Raw genomic sequence first — 20,187 nt, 5'->3', positions numbered from 1 at the left:
AGCGGCGATCGTGTCAGCGGGGCATCCGGCGCCAGATCGCGCGCGGCAGCAGGCGCATCGCGAAGAACACCGGGCGAAGCACCCCAGGCACCCAAACAACCCCACGGCCCCGGCGCAACGCGGCCGCCGTCGCCTCCGCCACCTGGTCCGGGGTGCTCGAGAACGGCGCCGGCGTCATGCCTTCGGTCATCCGCCCGATCACGAAGCCGGGGCGGACCAGCAGCAGGCGGACACCCGAGCCGTGCAGCGCGTCGGCGAGGCCGCTCGCGAAGCCGTCGAGACCGGCCTTCGCCGAGCCGTAGACGTAGTTCGCGCGGCGTACGCGGATCCCGGCCACCGACGAAAACACCACCAGGGTGCCGTGGCCCTGGGTGCGCAGCAGGTTCGCGGCGTGGGTCAGCACGCCGACCTGGGCGACGTAGTCGGTGTGCACGACCGCCGCGGCGTGGGCCGCGTCCGTCTCCGCGCGCGCTTGGTCGCCGAGGATGCCGAAGGCGAGCACCACCGTCTCCAAGGGGCCGTGCTCCGCGGCCACCTTCTCCAGGAACGGGCCGTGCGCGGCGAGGTCGTCGGCGTCGAAGTCCGCGGTCTCGACGCTTTCCGCGCCCGCCGCCCGCAGCGCGGCGACCTCCGCGGTCAGGTCCGCGCCCGGGCGCGCGGCCAGCACGAACCGCCGGGTGTCGCCGCTGACCAGGCGTTTCGCCAGGGCCAGTCCGATCTCACTGCGTCCGCCGAGCACCAGCACCGTTCCGCTCATCGCCGCAGTCTTCCAGCCCGGGTGCGCTAGCGTGCCCGGGTGGGTCGCACTCCGGACTTCGAGACGCTCGTCGAACGGCACCGCCGGGAGATCCAGGTGCACTGCTACCGGATGCTGGGCTCGCTGAGCGAGGCCGAAGACCTGGCGCAGGAGACGTTCCTGCGGGCGTGGAAGGCCCGCGACGGCTTCGAAGGCCGGGCGAGCGCGCGCACCTGGCTCTACCGGATCGCGACGAACGCGTGCCTCGACGTCCTCGCCCGCCGTCCCCGGCGGGTGCTGCCCGACCAGCTCGGCCCCGCCGGGGAGCCGGACGGGCCGATCGCGGCGGCCGACCTGCCGTGGCTCGAGCCGTACCCGGACCGGCTGCTCGACGGGGCCGGGCCGGCCGACGCCGTGGTCGACCGGGAGACCATCGAGCTCGCCTACCTCGCCGCACTCCAGCACCTGCCGCCCCGGCAGCGGGCCGCGCTCGTCCTGCGCGACGTGCTCGGCTGGCCGGCGAAAGAGACCGCGGCGGCGCTGGAGACGAGTGTGGCGTCGGCGAACAGCGCGCTCCAGCGGGCACGGACGACGCTGCGTGAGCGACTGCCCCCGCGCCGTGCCGAGTGGACGGCCGGCGACCCGACGGCCGAGGAAGCGGCGCTGCTCAAGCGGTTCATCGCCGCGTACGAGAACGGTGACCCCGCCGCGGTCGCGCGGCTGCTGCGCGAGGACGCCCAGGCGGTCATGCCGCCGTACACCCTGTGGTTCGCCAGTCGCGCCTCGATCATCCGGGCGCTGTCGCTGTCGATGGACCCGGCGTCACCGCACTGCGTCGGGCGGTTCCGGATGCGGCCGGTCCGCGCCAACGGCCGGCCCGCCGTGGCCACTTACCTGCGACGGCCGGGCGAAGCCGGGTTCCGGTGGTTCGGGGTGACCGTGCTGACGGTCGAAGCCGGGCTGATCACGGCGATGGCCGCGTTCGAGTCGGTGCCGGCCGCCGCCTGGGGACTGCCCGAAGCGTGGCCAGGTGAGCACGATGAGCACGGGTTGCGCTGACCGCAATCCCCGGCGCCAAGTAAATTGCACGCCGTCCGTGCGCGTGAAAATGCCCGGGCGGGTGATTCGCAAAAAATCACCCGCCCGGGCACGCGTACTCCCCGATCCGATTATCTTCCGGATTCGGTGTCATTAGCTCGAGGCCGCCGGGAAGAGGTCACCGGGCGGCGGTCAGGCCACTCGGTGCCGCTGCGGCGCGGGACGCGCCAGCCGGCGTCGGTCCTCGGCGGTGGTCCCGCCGAAAACACCGTGGTCGAGCCCGTTGTCGAGCGCGTAGCCGAGGCATTCGGCGCGCACCGGGCAGCGGGCGCACACGGCCTTGGCCTGCGCTGTCTGCCGGGCACCGGGGCCTACGGCGGAGATCGGGAAGAACAGTTCCGGGTCCTCGTCCTTGCAGGCCGCGAGTTCCGCCCAGCCCGTCATCGTGGCTTCCATTTCCTTCGTTCACCTCCCTTGTTCTTCTGTTTCCCATTGTCAGCGCGCGTCAACCGACTTGACCGGGGCGGGCGCGCGCGAGCGTATCCGCGTTAGTCAAGGGGTTTTGGCTTCGGTCCCCGGCTCACCCTCCGGGCAACCAAGACTGCAACACGTGAGAGTACGCCCTTCTTCCCGGGATCTCGATGTCGATCACGTCACCCGATCGGCGACGACACCCTCCGGCGCGTCCCTTGCGACCGGCGCCCGAGCGTGCTCCGCCGGCCGGCTCGGCCCTGGCGGCGCCGACGAGCCTTTCCCTGTCCGGCAAGGCTTTCCCGGCCGGACGCGGCCGAAACCCCGGGCGCCCAGCCCGATCTTCGCGGCGGCCGTGTCCGCCGCCGGGGTCCGGGCCGCGGCACCCCGCCGGCGTCCGGAATCCGCCGTTCGCGGCTCCGCTCCCGCGTCTGCCCGTCGCCGGGCCGTGTCCCAGTGATCATCGAGCCCGGGTACCCGACATGTCCGCGGTCATTCGTCACGTCGCGTCACCAAGGAGAAGCGCCGCATTACTCCTACCGGGCAGTCTTGATCGAATCGTTACACGTAGCGGTCACCTCGCCGCACCTGTCCTTGTGGAGGCGAGGGGTGGTGAGGGGTCGGTGGGCGGTCACGACGATTTCGACGCGTTCTTCCGCGCCGACTTCGCACCGCTGGTGGCGTTCCTCTGCAAGGCCGGGTTCGAGGTCGAGACCGCGCGGGACGCGGCCGCCGAGGCGATGGTCCACGCGCTGGAGGCGTGGCCGGCCCTCGACGACCCGCGGGCATGGGTCCGCCGGGTCGCCGGGCGGCTGCTCGACGGCGCGGGCGACGCGCGCGCGGACTGGACGCTGGCGGGTGATCCGCGGGACGACGACGAGCTCGCGGCGCTGGTCGACCAGCACGCCGGGCTCATCGACCTGCTCGCGTCCCTGCCCGGCCGGCAACGGATGGTCCTGGCGTGGTCCCTCGACGGGTTCACCCCGGCGCAGATCGCGGACGCGCTGCGCATCGCGCCCGCGACCGTCCGCTCCACCCTCCGCCACGTGCGGGAACGCCTCCGGCGACTCCGGGCCGTTCGGCCCGGTGACCAGCGGGACAGGGAAAGGTGAGCACCATGCCGGCAACCGAATACGGGGACCGCGCGATCACCGAGCTGCTGCGGGAGTCCAACACCGCGCTGCACGACTCGCTGCGGGCCGGCCTCGACGTGGAGGGAACCCTGCTGCGGGTGCGCAGCCGGGTGCTGGTCCGGGAGATCGCCGCGGCGCAGCCCGCCGACGCGTTCCCCGCGCACTGGCGCCGGCACGACGAGCCGGTCGCGGACGCCATCGCCGGCGACGACGCCGCGACCGCCCGGCTGCTCGCCACCATCCGCCCGCTGGTGGTGCGCTACTGCCGGGCCCGCGTCGGCCGCCACGAGCGCTCGTTCGCCTCGGCCGACGACGTCGCGCAGGAGGTCTGCCTCGCCGTGCTCACCGCGCTGCCGTCCTACCGCGACCAGGGCCGGCCGTTCCTCGCGTTCGTCTACGGCATCGCCCAGCACAAGGTGGCGGACGCCCACCGCGCCGCGGCGCGCAACCGCACCGACCCGGTGCCCGAGATCCCGGACGGCGTCAGCGAAGCCGCCGGCCCCGAGCAGCACGCGCTGCGGTTCGAGCTGAACGAGCGGCTGGCCCGGCTGCTGGACGTGCTCCCGGCGAAGCAGCGCGAAATCGTCGTGCTGCGCATCGTGGTCGGGCTGTCGGCGGAGGAGACGGCCGCCGCGGTCGGCTCCACCCCCGGCGCCGTGCGCGTGGCCCAGCACCGCGCGCTCGGGCGCCTCCGAAGACTCCTGGGCGACGAGGACTGACTCAGCGCCGCACCCGCTCGAGGACGAACTCCGCCAGCGCCGCCGCCGGGCCCGCCATCGACTCCCTCGCCAGCAGCATGAACTCGATGTCGCCGGGTTCGGGCAGGCCGTCGAGCTCGATCAGGTCGGCCGGGACCAGGCTGCGCGCGTGCAGCGTGACGCCGAGACCGGCCGCCGCCGCGGCGCGCAGGCCGGTCAGGCTCGACGTCTGGCACGCCGCGCGCCACTCGAGGCCGGCGCGCTCGAGGCACTCAACCGCCAGCTGCCGCGTGATCGACGGCATCGGGTACTGCACCAGCGGCACCGGCTCGCCGGGCTCCAGCACGGTGGCCGCCGAGCCGATCCAGACCAGGGGCTCCCGCCAGAGCAGCCGCCCGTGGTGCGCGCCCGGGCGGCGCTTGCCCAGCACCAGGTCCAGCTGCCCGGCCCGCAGCCGCTGCGCCAGGACGTCCGAGAGCTCGACGGTCAGCTCGACGTCCACCAGCGGGTGACTGCGGCGCAGCCGGTGCAGGATCTCCGGCAGCTCGCCGAGCGCGAAGTCCTCGGACACGCCGAACCGGACGCGGCCGCGCAGCTCGGCGCCGCGGAAGTGCCGCTCCGCGCGTTCTTCAGTGTCGACGACTGTCTGCGCGAACCCCAGCATCGCCTGCCCGCGCGCGGTGAGCTCGACGGTGTGGGTGTCGCGGGCGAACAGCAGCCCGCCCGAGTCGCGTTCGAGCCGCCGCACGTGCTGGCTGACGGTCGGCTGGCCGACGCCGAGGCGTCGCGCGGCCGCGGTGAAGCTGCGCGTCTCGGCGACGGCGAGGAAGGAACGGCACAGGCGGGGGTCCAGCACGGGAGCACTTTATCGCGATTCACGATGACAGTCAGTCCGGTCATCGGGGTTCACAATGAACGCGGCGGCGCCGACAATGGCTGTGGAAGGAGATCCATGTCCCGGTTGCGTCTCGACCCGTTCGTCCTCGCCATCCTCGCCACCGTCGGCGTCGCCACCCTGCTGCCCGCTTCGGGCGCGGTGGCCGTCGGCTTCGGCACCGCCACCACGATCGCCGTCGGCCTGCTGTTCTTCCTGTACGGCGCCCGGCTGTCGACGCAGGAGGCCCTCGACGGGCTGCGGCACTGGCGGCTCCACGCGGTCGTGCTCGCCGCGACGTTCGTGCTCTTCCCGCTGCTCGGCCTGGCCCTCTTCGCGCTGCCGTCGTCGGTGCTGCCGGCCCAGCTGGCCGCCGGGGTGCTGTTCCTCGCCGTGCTGCCCTCGACCGTGCAGTCGTCGATCGCGTTCACCTCGATCGCGCGCGGCAACGTCGCGGCGGCGATCTGCAGCGCGTCGCTGTCCAACCTGGCCGGGATCGTCCTGACCCCGCTGCTGGTGGCGCTGCTGCTCGCGGGCGACGGCGCCGGCGTCGACGGTTCGGCCGTGCTGGGGATCGTGCTGCAGCTGCTCGCACCGTTCGTGGCGGGCCAGCTGGCGCGGCGCTGGATCGGCGGCTGGATCTCCGCGCACGCGGCGCCGTTGAAGCTGGTCGACCGCGGTTCGATCCTGCTGGTCGTCTACACGGCGTTCAGCGCGGGCATGACCGAAGGCATCTGGCACCGGCTCGACCTCGGTCACCTGCTGGTGCTCGTGGCGGTGTGCTGCGTGCTGCTGGCGGTCGTGCTGGCCGCGACCGGCTGGGGCGCCCGCCTGCTCGGCTTCGCCCGCGCCGACCGGATCACCATCGTGTTCTGCGGGTCGAAGAAGAGCCTGGCCAGCGGCCTGCCGATGGCGACGGTGCTGTTCGGGCACGCGCAGGTGGGGCTGATCGTGCTGCCGCTGATGCTGTTCCACCAGATCCAGCTGATCGTCTGCGCGACGCTCGCCCGGCGCTACGCCGCCGCTTCGGAGGACCGGGAACTCGTACCCGCCTGAGGCGATGAGTTTCCGCGGCCCGGCCAGTCGGTACCGGTGTCACCCGTACCGAAAGGCGGCTCCATGGCCAAGATCCTCTACCACATCACGATGTCCCTCGACGGCTTCGTCGCCGGCCCCGCCGACGACATGACCTGGTTGCGCGGCTTGGCCACCGGCCCGAACCCGGTCGTCGAGCGGCTGCTGGGCGAGATCGGCGCGGTGCTGATGGGCCACCGGACGTACGCCCCGGCGACCGCGGCGGAGGGCGAGGTCTACGGCGGCCGCGTCCGGGTCCCGATCTTCGTGGTCACCCGCGACGACCCGGCGTCGGCCGAGCCGGGCTTCACCTTCGAGGCGGACCTCCGCAAGGCGGTCGCTTCGGCGTCGGCGGCAGCGGGCGACGGTTGCGTCGCGGTGCTGGGCCCGGCGACGGCCCGCCGCTGCCTGGAAGCGGGCCTGCTCGACGAGGTCCTGGTGCACGTGGCCCCGGTCCTGCTCGGCGACGGCGTCCGGCTCTTCGACCACCCCGGCGGCACGCTGGTCCGGCTGGAGCCGGTGGAGCTGGGCACGGCGGGAGGGCTCGGCAACCTCCGGTACCGGGTGGCGTGAAGTCCACTGTGGATGGTCGGGCGTAACGGCGGCGCGCGGCGGAACGATCTCGGTGGCGTCGTCATCCAGGGGAGGATCCACCATGGCACTTCAGGTTCGGACCACGCTCGCCGCGTTGGGCGGCGCCCTCGTGGTCACCGCGGGGGCGGTGGCCTTCGCGGGCGCGTCCGCCGCCGTCGGCCCGTCACCGGCTCCGCTCGTCCAGGCGGCGCAAGCCACCTGCGTGACCGACGGCAACGGGTTCTGCACCGTCACCCACGGCCTCGGCAAGGTGCCGGAGGCGGTCGTGGTGTCGGCGAACACGCCCGGGCCGTTCAACGCGTTCATGCTCAACACGGTGCAGGGCTCGTACACGGCGACCACGTTCCAGGTGCGGGCGATGTTCACGCAGACCGCGCCGAAGACGTTCGGCCAGATCTGGTTCACGTACGCGGCTTACGGCGCGGCGACGGCTCCGCCGACCACCACGGTCACGTCCCCGCCGGCCACGACGACGCCGGCCACCCCCACCTCCACAACACCGCCGACCACGACGACCCCCGCCGGCGGCTGAGCGGAATCCGCGGTCTTCGCCTTGCTCCGCAACGACTTCCGTCACCGCGGGTGGGGCGAAGGCTTGTCCCGCAGTTCCTCCGCCAAGATCGCGTCGACGCGCGAGCCCGCCCGGAAGAGGGCTCGCGCGGCGGCGCGGATCAGAAAGCCGAGTGCGAACAAGAAGAGCAGCGCGAGGCCGATGACCGCGGGGTTCGCCACGAGCTCCTCCCGGTACTGGTGGGCGAGGAAGCCCAGGCCCGCCCCCGCCGTGAACACGTCCAGCAGCGCCAGCCGCAGCGCCTGGCGGCAGGGCGGGGTGGCGCCGGCCATCGGTCCCTCCCGCCGGTCCGTTCAGCGGTGACGCCCTTGCAACTTAGACGAGCCCGCCCCGGTCGGCAGTCACTTGAACCTGTTTGGCCTACCGGATCTCCCCGGATGGCCCCTGTGATAGCTTGAAAAGAACTGAGACTTCTGTGCGGATGCAAATCCGCGTGCCGGGGTCAGGGGGCGGTAGCTCAGTTGGTTAGAGCAGGGGACTCATAATCCCTTGGCCGCGGGTTCGAGCCCCGCCCGCCCCACCCACTTCCCACTCGCGCCACGCTCCCGAACTGCGCTTTCCGACCGTCCACTCAGGACTGTCAGCGCACCCGGTCGTAGACCACCGCCGTCTCCCCCAGCTCGCCCGTCTCGTGGTGGATCAGGCGCCACTTCGACGCGGGGAGGCCGTCGTCGAACAGGCGGGGCCCGCCGCCCGCGATTTCGGGGCAGATCATCAGGTACAGGCGGTCGAGCGCGTCCGCCGCCAGCAGTGCCTTGATGACGCTCGCGCTGCTGTTGACCAGGATCTCGCCCGAGCCCGTCGCCTTGAGCTCGGCCACAACGTCCGCCGCCGGGGCGTTCACCAGGCGGGTGCGCTCCCACGGGGACTCGGTCAGCGTGGTCGAGAAGACCACCTTCTCCACGTCCACCAGCCACTTCGCGTAGCCGCGGTCGCGCGGGTCGGCGTTCTCGTCCGCGGCCACCGTCGGCCAGAACCCGAGGAAGCCCTCGGCGTTGCGGCGGCCGAGCACCGCCGTCGTCGCCCCTTCCCAGATACGGGTCAGGTGGCGGCGCGCGACGTCGGTCATCGCGTACGTGACGATCGCGCCCATGTCGGCGGGGCCGGCGGGGCCGTGGTAGCGGCCGTCGAGGGTCAGGCTCAGGTTCGCGGTCACCTTGCGGTCGGTCATGGGTTCAGCCCTTCTTCGTGAGTACAGCGGTGAGGTTGTCGAGGACCTGGCCCCAGCCGGTTTCGATGCCGGCGATGGCGGGGACAGCCTCGGGGGTCGTCGCGGTGATGCGCAGCCCGAGCCGGAGCCGGGTGCCCCCGGGCTCTTCGGTGAGCGCCAGGTCGTAGTGGCCGGTGAACGAGGCCGGGCCGGCCACCGCGAGGTCGAACACGAGGTGCCCGGGTTCCTCGGCGGCGTGGACGTGCCCTTCGGAGCGGTATTCGCCCTCCGCGTCGCGGTAGGCGACCACGGCCCGCCCGCCCGGCCGCGGCTCGAGGACGCAGTCGGTGATCGTCAGCGACGGCGGGACCCACCAGGACCCCAGCAGGTCCGGGTCGGTCCAGTGCCGCCAGACGGTCTCGCGCGGCACGGCCAGCAGCCGGTCGAACGCGAACTCGCGCCCGTCCGCCCACCGGTCCCGGTCCGCGACCGCGGAATCCGCCTCGATCGCCGCCCGGTAGCGCGCGACGACGTCCCGGTCGCCCGCGTGGCCCGTCGTGGCCTCGGCCAGCTCCCGCAGCCGGCTCGCGAAGGCGGCGAGCGGCTCCGCCTCGAGGGCGTAGACACGGCGCTGCCCCAGGGGGAAAACGGCGACGAGGCCGACCCGGGCGAGGGTCTGCAGGTGCTTGGTGGTCTGCGGTTGCCGCAGCCCGGTCAGCTCGGCGAGCTCGCCGACCGAGCGGGGTCGCTCGGCCAGGAGTTCGACGATGCGCCACCGTGCCGCGTCCCCGAGTGCTGCTGCGATCCCGTCCATGGCGCTAAGTATTCACACAGCAGAATATTCGTGTCAAGGAATATTTTTACCCGGGCAGCCAGCGCAGCCCGTAGGCGTACCCGAGCTGCGGTGCGGTGAAGTTCTGCGCCACCTCGCCGGCGCCGTCGAGGTCCAGCGGCGCGCCCGGCTGCGGCGGATCGGTGAGCACCGACGGCGCCACCCGGTCCAGGCGCCACACCGACCGCGGCGGCCGGTCCGGGTCGAAGCGGACCCGCACCGTGAACGACTCGCACGTCACCAGCGGCACGAACGTGTACGACGGCCGGATCGGCTGCCCGTCGCGGACCCGCAGGACCAGCGAGAACGTGTGGCTGTCGCCGCGGGACAGGGGCCGCGGCAGGTCGAGCAGCCAGCGGAAGTGCCGCTGGCCCTCCCGGGTCCGGTCGGTGATCCGGACGCCGTGCTGGGCGTCGGCGGCCACCTGGCGCTCGCCGTCCAGGCCGTCTTCCGTGCGGGGAACGGTGAACTGCGCGGAGATCCGGCGGAGGCCGTCCTGGGTCGCCACGATCACGCGTTCCTCGATCAGCTCCGGTTCGGCGGTGTCCAGCCGCACGAGCGCCTTGAGCCGCTTGACGAACCAGCCGCGGTCCGGGTCCGGCTCGCCTTCGCCCGGCTGCGAACCGGCCTGGATCTCCGCGGCGAGCCGGGCGAACGCCCGGTCGACGCGGCGCCGCGCCGTGCGTTCGGAGACCTGGAGGCGGTCGGCGAGGATCCCGATCCGGTCGCGGAGCCGGGCGTGCTGCGTGCCGGCGGCGATGCCGAACGCGACGTTCACCGCCAGCCGGTCGTCGGCCGGGAAATCCGCGATCGCGGCCGAAATGGCGGCACGCAGAACTCGCCGCGCGTCGCGGTCGCTCGTCGTCCGGTGCATTTCGCACCAGCCCGAGACGAGCGGCCCGACCCGGCTCCGCAGCCGCTCGGCTTCCAATCCCCAGCCGCGCCGCAATGTGGTGAGTTCCCGGAGCAGACCGTCCTCGTGTGCCATGGGAATTCGATTGTGACACGCGGACTTCCGGGCGATCGGGCGTAGCCGGTGCGCCGATCAGGTGATTCCCGGTTGGCCAGTGTCTGGCCATTTCCGCCGTGATTCGGCCCGGCGGCGGCCATTTCCGGATCTCCGGCTGTCCCACCATTTTCCCGTCGACGACATCGGGAGGACGGGTTGCTCGACAGCACCGACGTCGCGGGGGTCCGCCGGTTGGCCCGCGACGGCCTGCTCGCCGGCTCGGCCGCGGCGGCGACGCCCGGCGTCCGCGCCCGGCTGCGTGGTGCGGTCTACAGCGTGGCGTGGCCGCTGGTGTTCACGCGGATCACCAAGCCGCTGGAACGACGGCGACGCCACCCCGACTGCGCCCGCGGCCTCGAGTGGCTGCGCCCCGACTGCCTCGACCGCTTCCACGACGACGTCGAGGCGGTGGTCGAGCACGCGCTGCGCCGCGCGACCGACCCGATCGACAACCTCGAGGGCTGGCTGACCACCCGCCTGAGCCCGGCGACGGTCGACGCCCACCGGCGCCGTCGCGGCGAAATCGGGGCCCTGCAACGGCCTCGCCTCCCGTCCTGGCTCGGCGACGCCCTCTTCGGCGACGCCTGGTTGTGCGACCTCGCGGTGCAGATCCTGACCTGGGCCGGCGTCCCGACGACGGCGGGCGCCGAGCTGTGGCCCCTCGACGCCTGGGCCGCGCGGCGCGCCGAGCTGACCGGCGAGCCGGTGGCCGACCGCGACACGATCGACCGCGAGGTGCGGAAGGTGCTGACGGCGATGCGGTCCCGCCCGAAGTGGTACGGCGAGCACGTCGAGCGGCCGCTGGGCCACAAGCGGGCGCCGGTGGCCCCGATGCCGGCGGACAACGCGGCCGAACCGCCGGCCCTGGAGCTGGTCGGGCGCGACGAGATCGAGGACGCGCAGCTGGTGGAGCTGGCCGAGGAGGCACTGGCGGCGATCGAGATCCGGGTGGCGCGCGGCGATCCGCCGGAGGAGGTGGTCGCGATCGTGATCCGGGCGCTGTTCGGCGCGGCGGGATCCGGCGACTCCGCCCGCGATGAGTGGCTGGCGGCCGCACTCGCCGACCGGGAGCGGCTCGACGGGATCGTGGCGACGGTGCTGACCATCCTGGGCCGCTGAGCACTCGACGCGGCTGGGTGGATGGCGGGCTCGACGGCCCCCGCGCGGCAAACGTCTTGAATGACTCATTCAAGACACCAAGACCAGGCCGCGCGGGCACCACCTACGCCGACTTGGGCGGGGCGGCTCCGGCCCGCTCGACCGGGCGGCAAACGTCCTGAATGACTCATTCAAGTCCCCCACCGTCCTGAATGACTCATTCAAGACACCGGGACCAGGCCGCGCGGGCACCACCTACGCCGACTTGGGCGGGGCCGTCCGGCCGTCTTCGGACAGCCAGCTCCGGCGCGCCTCGAACACCCGCGCCAGCACGTCCGGCGGGCAGCCCGCCGCCTGCCGGCGCCGGCGGGCGGCAGTCAGCTCGGCCAGGAGCACCGCCCGGATCGCCGCGCGTGCCGCGTCCGGGATTCTTCTGAGCGGGGCCGCTTCGGTCACCCCGGCCTCCTCTCCACCGCACCGGCACACCGCCGGCGTGGCCCAGACTTCACCTGACGGACAACGTCAGCGCCACCACGGCGGCGGCGGGGTCGGGAGGCGCAGCGGGCAGCCCGAGTGGCGGCCCGTCCAGCAGTCCGCGAGCCAGCTCGTCAGCGCGACCGGCCCGAGCAGGCTGTCCTCCCACACCGGCGTCAGCTCCCCCGCCCGGCGCAGGACCGCTTCGGCCGTGCCGCAGAACGACACGATCGACGCGACCGCCGCGCCGGCTCTCTCCTCGGGCCAGGCGACGGCGGCTCGGGGCAGCCGGGCCGGGATGGCGAGGCCGGTGGCGATGGTGCATTCGCGCGCCAGCAGCAGGGCCAGGTCGAATTCCACGGATTCGGCGTGCCGCTGCCGGGTTCGCCAGCGGGGCGAAGCCGCGGCCGCGTGCAGGCCGGCCAGCCGGGCGGCGGCCAGCCCGTCCCACACCGTCAGGAGCACCGATCGCCGGTCCGCCGGAGGCGTGACGGCGAGCTCGTGGGTGACGGCGCTGAGCCAGGCACAAGGGTCCTTGACTTGACGATCGACGACGACGGTCACGGCAGCCAGTTTCCCACCGGAACACCGCGGTGAACCCGAGATGATCATGGTTCACCCGAGGACCACCCGGTCGGTGGCGAACCGTTGAGCGGCGCCGTCCCTCCTTCGGGCACTCCTGGTGACCGTTCGGTCACGCCTGTGCGACCATGTCGGCGCTCAGTGCCGAGCACGTCCTCCCGACCGTCCTCCGCGAAAGGCCGCCACCGAGTGATCAAGATCAGCAAGAGCCGGGCCGGCACCCAGCGCGTCACCTTCAGCCTGCCGCTCGCCGCACCGCCCGGACGGGTGAGCGTCGTGGGTTCGTTCAACGACTGGACGCCCGGCCGCCACCACCTCACCCCGCGCTCCAACGGCCGGCGTTCGGCGTCGGTCGACGTCGCACCCGGCACGGTGCTGCACTTCCGCTACCTCGGGGAGAACGGCCACTGGTTCGACGATCCCGACCTGGCCGACCGCGCCGACGGCAACTGCGTCTGCACGACCGACTGACCCCGGGCGGCCACCGGCTCAGGACCGGCGGCGCCGCTTTCCCGCGCCGCCGCCGGTGCGCCGGGCCGGCTTCGGCGGCACCGGCTTCCGCACGGGACGCTTGCGCTCGGCCGGGGCCTGCTGGCGACCGCGCGTGCTGTTGACCGTGCGGCCGCGGACGATGCCGATGAACTGCTCCATCAGGTCCGTCGTCTCGTCCTCCAGCCACGACAGCGCGACGCTCGACTGCGGTGCGTCCTCGATCGGCCGGTAGGTCAGGTCGCGGCGGTGGTGCAGGCGGGCCAGCGACTGTGGGACGACGAGCACCCCGACGCCGGCCGCCACGAGCTCGATCGCGTCCGCCGTCGTCTCCGGGCGCGAAACCGCCGGGCGGCCCGGCCGGGACGGCCACTCCAGGGTGTCGTCCAGCGGGTGCAGCACGACTTCGTCCGCCAGGTCCACCGTGGACACTTCGTCGGCCGCCGCGATCAGGTGGTCCTTGGCCACCACGACCACGGTCGTCTCGGTGTAGAGCGGGATCGCGTGCAGGCCGTCGCGGTCGATCGGCGAGCGCAGCAGCGCCGCGTCCGCTTCTTTCGCGCGCAGCAGGCCCGCCGCGTCCGCCGCGGCCACCGGGACCAGGGTCAGCGGCACCTCCGGCACCCGCTCGCCCCAGGTCCGCACCCACTTGGCGGGGGTCGCTCCGGGAACATAGGCGAGGCGGAACGAGGTCACCGGGTCAGGTTACCGGGCACCCGGCTGGCTACCCTGGACGGCATGACGTCGCACAAGACCGCCCAGACCATGAAGCCCGCGACGGCGGCGAAGAAACTGGGCGTGTACCTCGAAGCCACCCCCGCGGAGTTCCAGGAGGGTGTCGTCTCCCGCGACGAACTGAACGCGCTGCAGGCCGACCCGCCCGAGTGGCTGCAGGAGCTGCGCCGGAACGGTCCGCACCCGCGGCCGGTCGTCGCGGCGAAGCTGGGCGTCTCCATCGGCGGCCTCACGCGCGGCGGCATCACCGAGGCGCTGACCACCGAGCAGATCGACGCGCTGAAGGCGGAAAGCCCCGACTGGCTGGTGCGCGAGCGCGCCACGCAGGCCGAGGTGCGCAAGGAAACCGTGCGCGTGAAGGAGAAGAACCGCTGACCACCCTGGCGGAGGCCGGGCGCCTCGACGCGGAGGACGAGCTGGCTCCCTTCCGCGAGCGGTTCGTCCCGATCGGCGATCCCGGTGTCGTCGCCTACCTGGACGGCAATTCGCTCGGCCGCCCGTTGCGCGCCACCGCGGAACGGCTGCAGCAGCTCGTCGCCGAAGAGTGGGGCGGCCGGCTGATCCGGTCGTGGGAAGAACGCTGGCTCGCGCTGCCCGAAGCGATCGGGGACGAGCTCGGCCGCGTCGCGCTCGGCGCCGCGCCCGGCCAGACGATCGTCGCCGACTCGACGTCCGTGTGCCTCTACAAGACGCTTCGCGCGGCCGTCGCGCTGCGGCCGGGGCGCGACGAGATCGTCACGGACACCGCGAACTTCCCCACCGACCGGTTCCTCGTCGAAAGCGTCGCCGCCGAACTCGGGCTCACGGTCCGGTGGATCGAGGCCGCCGACGCCCGCCCCGAAGACGTCGAGGCGGTGACCGGGCCGCGCACCGCGGCGGTCGTGCTGTCCCATGTGGACTACCGCTCGGCCGCGATCGCCGACCTGGCCGCCATCACGCGGCTGGTGCACGAACGCGGCGGCCTCACCGTCTGGGACCTCTGCCACAGCGTCGGCTCGATCCCGGTCGCGCTCGACGCGGCGGGCGCCGACTTCGCGGTCGGCTGCACGTACAAGTTCCTCAACGCCGGCCCCGGCGCGCCCGCCTTCCTCTACGTCAACGCCCGCCACCACGCGGCGTTCGGCCAGCCGATCACCGGCTGGATGGGCGCGGCCGACACCTTCGGCATGGCGGCCGAGTACGTCCCCGCGCCCGGGATCCGGCGGGCGCTGTCCGGCACGCCGCCGGTGCTCGGCATGGTGGGCGTCCAGGAAGGCGTCGCGCTGCTGGCCGAAGCGGGGATCGACCGCGTGCGCGCCAAGGCCGTGGCGCTGGGCCGGTGGGTGCTCGCCCTCGCCGACGAGTGGCTGGTCCCGCTCGGGTTCGAGGTCGCCTCACCCCGCGACGACGACCGCCGCGGCGGCCACGTCACCCTCCGCCACCCCGACGCCGAGCGGCTTTCGCGCGTGCTGATCGACCACGGCGTGCTGATCGACTTCCGCCGTCCCGACGGCATCCGCGTGGGACTGAGCCCGCTGACCACGAGCTTCACCGAGGTCCGGGCGGCGATGGAGCGGATCCGGGAGCTCGCCGGGTGACGTGAACGACTCGTTCATGTCATCCGACGACTTCAGGGGCTCCGGCAAAAGTCGCGCGGCCAGGCCACTCCGCCGCCGGCGACCCGCTCGCCCACGTCCTGAATGACTCATTCAGGTCTTCGGACGTCCTGAATGACTCATTCAAGACGCCGGCGCACCGCTGCGGACCGCACCGATCCGACTTTGCCGGAGGCCTGCCAAATAGTAGCCATGGCTACAGTAGCCATGTACATTATCTGCCATGAGCACTCCCGGGCACCTCGTTTGGCGCCTCTCCATGAAGTGGCGCGTGGCCGTCGACCGCGCCCTGGCCCCGGCCGGCCTGACCCACGCCCAGTACGTCTTCCTCGCCTCCTTGCTCGACCTCCAGCGTGAAAAGCCACCGAGCCAGCGGGAACTCGCCGACCACACCGGTCTCGAGGCCCTCTACGTCTCCAAGCTCGCCCGCACCCTCGACGCCGATGGCCTGATCGAGCGCACCCGCGACCCCGCCGACACCCGGACCATCCGGCTGGCGCTCACCGACCGCGGGCGCGAGGTCGTCGAGCCCGCGATCGCCACCGTCGGCGCGTTGCTCGACCAGTTGCTGGCGCCGCTCGGTGGCCGCCGCGATGACCGCACCGAGGCACTGACCCGGGAGCTCACCCTGCTGCTCGACACCCCGCTCGAAGGAGCCTGAAATGCCCGTCCTCCACCACGAAGAAACCGGCAGCGGCACCCCGATCGTGTTCCTGCACGGCAACCCCGGCTCGTCGCACGGCTGGCGCCACGTCCTCCCCCACGTCGGCGCCGGACGGCTGCTGGCGCCCGACCTCATCGGCATGGGCCGCTCACCCAAACCCGCCATCGCCTACACCTTCGCCGACCACGCCCGCTACCTCGACGCCTGGTTCGACGAGCTCGGTCTCGACGACGTCGTCCTCGTCGGCCACGACTGGGGTGGCGCCCTCGCCTTCGACCACGCCACCCGTCACCCCGGCCGGGTCCGCGGCATCGCGTTCTTCGAAACCATCGTGAAGCCGATGGCCTGGGACGACCTGTCCCCGCAGGCGGCCGAGCGCTCCCGCAAGATCCGCACGCCGGGCGTCGGCGAGGAAATGGTGCTGACGCAGGACCTGTTCATCCGCCAGGCGTTCACCGGCGGCGTCCGCACGCCGGTCGCCGACGACGACCTGGCCGCCTACCTCGCCCCGTTCCCGACGCCGGAGAGCCGCCGCCCGGTCCTCGCCTGGGCCCGCCAGCTGCCGCTCGGCGGGGAGCCGGCCGAGCTCGTCGAGCGCGTCGAGGCCTATGACCGGTGGCTGGCCGGCAGCGACGGCACGCCGAAGCTGCTCCTGACGTTCGAGGGCTCCCCCACCCTGCTCATCCGCGAGGAAATGACGAAGTGGTGCACCGAAAACATCGCCGCGCTGGACGTCGTCGCGTGCGGGGAAGCCGGGCACCACGCCCAGGAAGACCGGCCCAAGGAGATCGCCGCCGAGCTGTCGGCGTGGCTGGACCGGCACCAGCTCCGCTGACGCGTCAGGTGTGCCGCAGCGGCGGCACGGCCGCCAAGCCGAGGATGCGGGTCGCCACCCACGCCAGGGAATCCGCCGTGCGGGCCGGGGTGTCCGACGGCTGCATGACGTGGCTGAGGACCGCGCGCACCACCAGGTCGATCACCACGTCGACCTGGTCATCGGCGAGCGGCAGCCGGTAGGGCCGCACGCGCTCGGCGAGCACGACCTTCGCGCGGGCGAGCAGCGCGCCCGCGTCGGTGGTCAGCAGCGGGAGGAGCTCGGGGGCGGCACCGTGCGACGCCGAGACGATCGCCCGCAGCAGGACGTTGTCCTCGGCGAGTTCGAGCACCGAGCGGACGGCCTCGTAGAACGCCTCGATGAGGTCGTCCGGGTGGTGTTCGAAGGCGGCGTCGACGACCGTGAGGAACCGGTCCAGTTCGTGCGCGACCATCGCCTCGGCCAGCGCGGACTTGGAGCCGATCTCGTTGTACACGGTCTGGCGGCTGACGCCGACCAGCTCGGCCAGCCGGGCCATGGTGACCGACGGCCAGCCCGACCGCGCGGTCAGCTCGATCGCCGCCGCGATGATCGGCCGCCGGTGCTGACCACCTCCGGGCGGCGCCGGAAGTGCCCCGCTCATGACCGTCATCCTAGGTGGTCCCCGCGAAGGCCAGCGCATCCGCCCAGTGCGCTCGGTCGGCGATCCGCCTGCGGTGCTTCATGATCTCGCGCGGGCGGTCGACGGTGAGCGCGCCGACGAGCCGGTCGCCGCGGCGGTAGAGCGTGGTGTCGCCAGCGGTGACGACTTCGTCGGCGTCCGGTGTGCCGACGAACTGGATCCGGTGGCCGTACCAGTCGGACCAGAAGTACGGCACGGTTTCCAGCGGGCGCGCGGCCGCCGGGTCGAGCGCGTGGCGAGCGGCGGCCGCACCCTGCTCGGCCGCGTTCGTCCAGTGCTCGAGCCGCAGGAGGCCGCCGAACAGCGAGCTCGCCACGTGCGCGACGTCGCCCGCCGCGTAGACGCCCGGCGCCCCGGAGGACAGCGTCGCGTCGCAGACCACGCCGCGGTCCCGTTCGTGCAGGACCAGCCCGCTGCCTTCGAGCCAGCCGGTGGCCGGGACGGCGCCGATGCCGGCGACCACGAGGTCCGCGGGCAGGACTTCGCCCCCGGCCAGGTGCACGCCGTCGGCGGTGACGCCGGTGACCTCGGTGCCGAGCCGCAGCTCGGTGCCGGCTTCGTGGTGCAGCCCGGCCAGCGCCGCCCCGGCGGTCTCCCCGACCGCGCGGGCGAGCGGGACGACGGCGGCTTCCACGATCGTCACCGGCAGGCCGCGGGCGCGGGCCGCGGACGCGACCTCCGAGCCGATGAACCCGGCGCCGATCACGACGGTCCGCGCACCCCGGTCGAGCGCGTCGCGCACGGCGACCGCGTCTTCGGCGGTGCGCAGCGCGCGGGCGCCGGGCAGGGTCCGGGCGGTCGCGCCGGTGGCGATCACCAGCGCGTCGTAGCGCACGGCCGTGCCCGCGACGGTCACTTCGCGCGAACCGATGTCGAGCCCGTCGGCCGGCGCGCCCAGCAGCAGTTCGACGCCGAGGACTTCGCGCAGCACCTCCTCGGTGTGGAACGGCTCGACCGTCCGCGGACCGCCGTCGGCGAGGAACGCCTTGGACAGCGGCGGCCGGTCGTAGGGCAGGTGCTCCTCGGCCCCGATCAGCACGATCCGGCCGCGGTACCCGGTGCGGCGGGCGGCTTCCACGGCCCGCAGCCCGGCGAGCGACGCGCCCACGACGACGAGCGTCATGTCAGCCTCAACGCCGACACGGGGCAGGCGTCCACGGCGGCGGCGAGGTCCTGCCGGTGCTCCTCGCCGGGCCGTTCGTCGAGCACGACGACGGTGCCGTCCTCGCCGACCTCGAAGAAGTCGGGCGCCATCGCTTCGCACATGCCGAGGCCGTCGCACTTGCCACGATCCGCTTCGATCCGCATCACGCACCCACCCGGCCCGGCGCGACGAAGTCGACCTTCTCGCGGACGCCGCAGTCGGGGCAGCACCAGGAGTCCGGGATCGCCGACCACGGCGTGCCGGCCGGGAAGCCCTCACGCGGGTCGCCGAGCTTCTCGTCGTAGACGTACCCGCAGCCCGGGCACATCCCGCCCTCGGTCGCGTCGCCGTAGGTGTCCGCCGCCGGTGCGGGACCGGCCGCCGTGACGCGGGTTCCGTACCGGGCAAGGATCTTCTCGCGCTTCGACGGCTGGATGTTGGCGCGGGAGACGTCGCCGTCGAAGTGGGCGAGCACCCGCGGGTCCATCACCCGCCGCCACACCGGCGGCACGAGCGCCAGCACGATCATCCCGGCGTACCCGGTGGGCAGCACCGGCGATTCCGCGAAGTCGCGCAGGGTCTGGTAGCGCCGCGTCGGGTTCGCGTGGTGGTCGCTGTGCCGCTGCAGGTGGTAGAGCAGGACGTTGGTGGCGATGTTGTTGGAGTTCCAGCTGTGACTGGGATCCACGCGCTCGTAGCGCCGCTTCCCGGCCGTGCCGACCCGCTGCCGCAGCATCCCGTAGTGCTCCATGTAGTTGACGACCTCCAGCAGTGAAAAGCCGATGACGGCCTGTATCACCAGGTACGGCAGGATTTCCACGCCCAGCCACGCGATCATCGCCGCCCACAGCACCGCGGACATCAGCCACGCGTTGAGGACGTCGTTGCCGAGGCGGAACGGGTGCTTGTCCCGGCGGGCGTAGCGCTTGCGCTCCAGGCGCCACGCCGACTTCAGCGAACCGAAGACCGTGCGCGGCCAGAAGCGGTAGAAGCTCTCGCCGAGGCGGCTGCTCGCCGGGTCCTCCGGCGTCGCCACGCGGACGTGGTGGCCGCGGTTGTGCTCGATGTAGAAGTGCCCGTAGAAGCTTTGCGCCAGCGCGATCTTCGACAGCCAGCGCTCGTGGCTCTCCTTCTTGTGCCCCAGCTCGTGCGCGGTGTTGATGCCGATCCCGCCGATGCAGCCGATGGAGACGGCCAGGCCGATCTTGTCCGCGACGGTGAGGTCCCCGCGGGCGATGAGCCAGAACGCGGCGGCGAAGCCGAGGTACTGGACGGGCAGGAAGGCGAAGGTGATCCAGCGGTAGTACCGGTCGTTCTCCAGCCGCTCGATGACGTCGTCGGGCGGGTTGCTCCGGTCCAGCCCGGCGGCCAGGTCGATCAGCGGCACGATCACCAGGATCACGACCGGGCCGATCCAGAACCAGCCGCCCCAGCCGGTGGCCGCGTGCAGCCCGATGGCGAGGAACGCCAGGGACGGCACGACGAGGCCGATCAGCCACAGGTACCGCTTGCGGTCACGCCACAGTTCGGTCGACCCGGCGGGGACGGTTCCGGTCACTTCGCTCATCACGCCTCCTCGAGTGATTTACGAAACCATAGGTGATGTAAAGCTGGTTTGACAAGAGCGGCTTGTTTGTCAAGCAAGCTGGCGGGCCACGACGCGGACTTGACGCCGCAAGGACCCGGCTGGACCAGTGGGGCACGGCGACCGTGCGGGTGGCCGGCGGCGG

The 20,187-nt window shown here is 72.9% G+C and carries 26 protein-coding genes and 1 tRNA gene; 13 read left to right on the top strand and 14 right to left on the bottom strand.

Annotated elements, in window-relative coordinates; all coding sequences use genetic code 11:
- Positions 1-13: 13 nt before the first annotated feature.
- Positions 14-757 (bottom strand): decaprenylphospho-beta-D-erythro-pentofuranosid-2-ulose 2-reductase, encoded by a 744-nt coding sequence (locus tag H4696_RS48045; RefSeq protein WP_086865028.1) that lies wholly within the window; start codon positions 755-757, stop codon positions 14-16.
- Between the two features lie 39 nt (positions 758-796).
- Between H4696_RS48045 and H4696_RS48040 the strand changes: the two genes are divergently transcribed.
- Positions 797-1,795 (top strand): RNA polymerase subunit sigma-70, encoded by a 999-nt coding sequence (locus H4696_RS48040; RefSeq protein WP_086865027.1) that lies wholly within the window; start codon positions 797-799, stop codon positions 1,793-1,795.
- A gap of 171 nt (positions 1,796-1,966) precedes the next feature.
- Here H4696_RS48040 and H4696_RS48035 read toward each other — a convergent pair whose 3' ends face one another.
- Complete coding sequence (locus tag H4696_RS48035) at positions 1,967-2,230, bottom strand: WhiB family transcriptional regulator (protein WP_086865026.1); 264 nt, start codon at positions 2,228-2,230, stop codon at positions 1,967-1,969.
- Positions 2,231-2,868: 638 nt separating this feature from the next.
- Here H4696_RS48035 and H4696_RS48030 point away from each other — a divergent pair.
- Together H4696_RS48030 and shbA are read left to right on the top strand one after the other, a co-directional pair.
- Positions 2,869-3,357 (top strand): RNA polymerase sigma factor, encoded by a 489-nt coding sequence (locus H4696_RS48030; protein ID WP_086865025.1) that lies wholly within the window; start codon positions 2,869-2,871, stop codon positions 3,355-3,357.
- 146 nt (positions 3,358-3,503) lie between these two features.
- Positions 3,504-4,097 carry an RNA polymerase sigma factor ShbA gene (gene shbA / locus H4696_RS48025; protein ID WP_169735202.1) on the top strand — a complete coding sequence of 198 codons (594 nt, stop codon included), beginning with the start codon at positions 3,504-3,506 and terminating at the stop codon, positions 4,095-4,097.
- A gap of 1 nt (position 4,098) precedes the next feature.
- On the opposite strand, the gene H4696_RS48020 is transcribed toward shbA, so the two are convergent.
- On the bottom strand, positions 4,099-4,932 hold the full coding sequence (locus H4696_RS48020; protein ID WP_086865023.1) for a LysR family transcriptional regulator: 834 nt from the start codon (positions 4,930-4,932) through the stop codon (positions 4,099-4,101).
- 96 nt (positions 4,933-5,028) lie between these two features.
- On the opposite strand from H4696_RS48020, the gene H4696_RS48015 reads away from it, so the two are divergent.
- The 3 genes from H4696_RS48015 to H4696_RS48005 all read left to right on the top strand — a co-directional run bounded on the left by H4696_RS48015 (position 5,029) and on the right by H4696_RS48005 (position 7,150).
- A complete protein-coding gene (locus H4696_RS48015) occupies positions 5,029-6,006 on the top strand; it encodes a bile acid:sodium symporter family protein (protein WP_086865022.1) in 978 nt (325 codons plus the stop codon).
- 63 nt (positions 6,007-6,069) lie between these two features.
- A complete protein-coding gene (locus H4696_RS48010) occupies positions 6,070-6,597 on the top strand; it encodes a dihydrofolate reductase family protein (protein WP_086865021.1) in 528 nt (175 codons plus the stop codon).
- An 82-nt stretch (positions 6,598-6,679) separates the two neighbouring features.
- Positions 6,680-7,150 (top strand): hypothetical protein, encoded by a 471-nt coding sequence (locus tag H4696_RS48005; protein ID WP_192782945.1) that lies wholly within the window; start codon positions 6,680-6,682, stop codon positions 7,148-7,150.
- A gap of 41 nt (positions 7,151-7,191) precedes the next feature.
- Here the strand turns inward: H4696_RS48005 and H4696_RS48000 are convergent, their stop codons facing one another.
- Complete coding sequence (locus H4696_RS48000) at positions 7,192-7,461, bottom strand: hypothetical protein (protein ID WP_192782944.1); 270 nt, start codon at positions 7,459-7,461, stop codon at positions 7,192-7,194.
- Between the two features lie 174 nt (positions 7,462-7,635).
- On the opposite strand from H4696_RS48000, the gene H4696_RS47995 reads away from it, so the two are divergent.
- Positions 7,636-7,709, top strand: a tRNA-Ile gene (locus H4696_RS47995).
- A 60-nt stretch (positions 7,710-7,769) separates the two neighbouring features.
- Here the strand turns inward: H4696_RS47995 and H4696_RS47990 are convergent.
- The 3 genes from H4696_RS47990 to H4696_RS47980 are packed head-to-tail and all read right to left on the bottom strand — an operon-like array spanning position 7,770 to position 10,159.
- Positions 7,770-8,360: a dihydrofolate reductase family protein gene (locus H4696_RS47990; protein WP_192782943.1), complete on the bottom strand. Its 591-nt coding sequence runs from the start codon at positions 8,358-8,360 to the stop codon at positions 7,770-7,772.
- Positions 8,361-8,364: 4 nt separating this feature from the next.
- Complete coding sequence (locus tag H4696_RS47985; protein ID WP_086865652.1) at positions 8,365-9,153, bottom strand: metalloregulator ArsR/SmtB family transcription factor; 789 nt, start codon at positions 9,151-9,153, stop codon at positions 8,365-8,367.
- Positions 9,154-9,199: 46 nt separating this feature from the next.
- Positions 9,200-10,159, bottom strand: coding sequence for a hypothetical protein (locus tag H4696_RS47980; protein ID WP_192782942.1), 960 nt, complete (start codon positions 10,157-10,159; stop codon positions 9,200-9,202).
- 177 nt (positions 10,160-10,336) lie between these two features.
- Between H4696_RS47980 and H4696_RS47975 the strand changes: the two genes are divergently transcribed.
- Complete coding sequence (locus tag H4696_RS47975) at positions 10,337-11,299, top strand: hypothetical protein (protein WP_086861104.1); 963 nt, start codon at positions 10,337-10,339, stop codon at positions 11,297-11,299.
- Positions 11,300-11,533: 234 nt separating this feature from the next.
- Here H4696_RS47975 and H4696_RS47970 read toward each other — a convergent pair whose 3' ends face one another.
- Both H4696_RS47970 and H4696_RS47965 read right to left on the bottom strand, forming a co-directional pair.
- Positions 11,534-11,734 (bottom strand): hypothetical protein, encoded by a 201-nt coding sequence (locus H4696_RS47970; RefSeq protein WP_086861102.1) that lies wholly within the window; start codon positions 11,732-11,734, stop codon positions 11,534-11,536.
- A 66-nt stretch (positions 11,735-11,800) separates the two neighbouring features.
- Positions 11,801-12,316 carry a hypothetical protein gene (locus tag H4696_RS47965; protein ID WP_086861100.1) on the bottom strand — a complete coding sequence of 172 codons (516 nt, stop codon included), beginning with the start codon at positions 12,314-12,316 and terminating at the stop codon, positions 11,801-11,803.
- Between the two features lie 207 nt (positions 12,317-12,523).
- Here H4696_RS47965 and H4696_RS47960 point away from each other — a divergent pair, with 207 nt between their 5' ends.
- The gene (locus H4696_RS47960; RefSeq protein ID WP_086861098.1) at positions 12,524-12,805 is read left to right on the top strand and encodes an early set domain-containing protein; all 282 of its coding nucleotides are present in this window, start codon (positions 12,524-12,526) and stop codon (positions 12,803-12,805) included.
- Between the two features lie 18 nt (positions 12,806-12,823).
- Here the strand turns inward: H4696_RS47960 and H4696_RS47955 are convergent, their stop codons facing one another.
- Positions 12,824-13,519: a LysR substrate-binding domain-containing protein gene (locus H4696_RS47955; protein WP_086861096.1), complete on the bottom strand. Its 696-nt coding sequence runs from the start codon at positions 13,517-13,519 to the stop codon at positions 12,824-12,826.
- A gap of 42 nt (positions 13,520-13,561) precedes the next feature.
- On the opposite strand from H4696_RS47955, the gene H4696_RS47950 reads away from it, so the two are divergent.
- From H4696_RS47950 to H4696_RS47935, 4 genes are all read left to right on the top strand, one after another.
- Positions 13,562-13,933, top strand: a complete 372-nt coding sequence (locus H4696_RS47950) for a DUF5997 family protein (protein WP_086861094.1) — start codon at positions 13,562-13,564, stop codon at positions 13,931-13,933.
- The gene (locus tag H4696_RS47945) at positions 13,930-15,135 is read left to right on the top strand and encodes a kynureninase (RefSeq protein WP_086861110.1); all 1,206 of its coding nucleotides are present in this window, start codon (positions 13,930-13,932) and stop codon (positions 15,133-15,135) included. Before H4696_RS47950 ends, H4696_RS47945 begins: the two co-directional genes overlap by 4 nt.
- 241 nt (positions 15,136-15,376) lie before the next feature.
- On the top strand, positions 15,377-15,814 hold the full coding sequence (locus tag H4696_RS47940) for a MarR family winged helix-turn-helix transcriptional regulator (protein ID WP_086861093.1): 438 nt from the start codon (positions 15,377-15,379) through the stop codon (positions 15,812-15,814).
- A 1-nt stretch (position 15,815) separates the two neighbouring features.
- Positions 15,816-16,652 (top strand): haloalkane dehalogenase, encoded by an 837-nt coding sequence (locus tag H4696_RS47935; RefSeq protein WP_086861092.1) that lies wholly within the window; start codon positions 15,816-15,818, stop codon positions 16,650-16,652.
- A gap of 4 nt (positions 16,653-16,656) precedes the next feature.
- On the opposite strand, the gene H4696_RS47930 is transcribed toward H4696_RS47935, so the two are convergent.
- Genes H4696_RS47930 through H4696_RS47915 form a run of 4 tightly spaced genes read right to left on the bottom strand, consistent with a single transcriptional unit; the run spans position 16,657 to position 20,024 of the window.
- A complete protein-coding gene (locus H4696_RS47930) occupies positions 16,657-17,283 on the bottom strand; it encodes a TetR/AcrR family transcriptional regulator (RefSeq protein WP_086861090.1) in 627 nt (208 codons plus the stop codon).
- A gap of 1 nt (position 17,284) precedes the next feature.
- Complete coding sequence (locus tag H4696_RS47925) at positions 17,285-18,436, bottom strand: NAD(P)/FAD-dependent oxidoreductase (RefSeq protein ID WP_086861087.1); 1,152 nt, start codon at positions 18,434-18,436, stop codon at positions 17,285-17,287.
- Complete coding sequence (locus tag H4696_RS47920) at positions 18,433-18,621, bottom strand: ferredoxin (RefSeq protein WP_086861085.1); 189 nt, start codon at positions 18,619-18,621, stop codon at positions 18,433-18,435. Before H4696_RS47920 ends, H4696_RS47925 begins: the two co-directional genes overlap by 4 nt.
- Positions 18,621-20,024, bottom strand: coding sequence for a fatty acid desaturase (locus H4696_RS47915; RefSeq protein WP_086861083.1), 1,404 nt, complete (start codon positions 20,022-20,024; stop codon positions 18,621-18,623). Before H4696_RS47915 ends, H4696_RS47920 begins: the two co-directional genes overlap by 1 nt.
- Between the last annotated feature and the right edge of the window lie 163 nt (positions 20,025-20,187).

Source organism: Amycolatopsis lexingtonensis (assembly GCF_014873755.1).
Taxonomy (GTDB): domain Bacteria; phylum Actinomycetota; class Actinomycetes; order Mycobacteriales; family Pseudonocardiaceae; genus Amycolatopsis; species Amycolatopsis lexingtonensis.
This window is presented reverse-complemented; position numbering and strand designations above follow the sequence as displayed.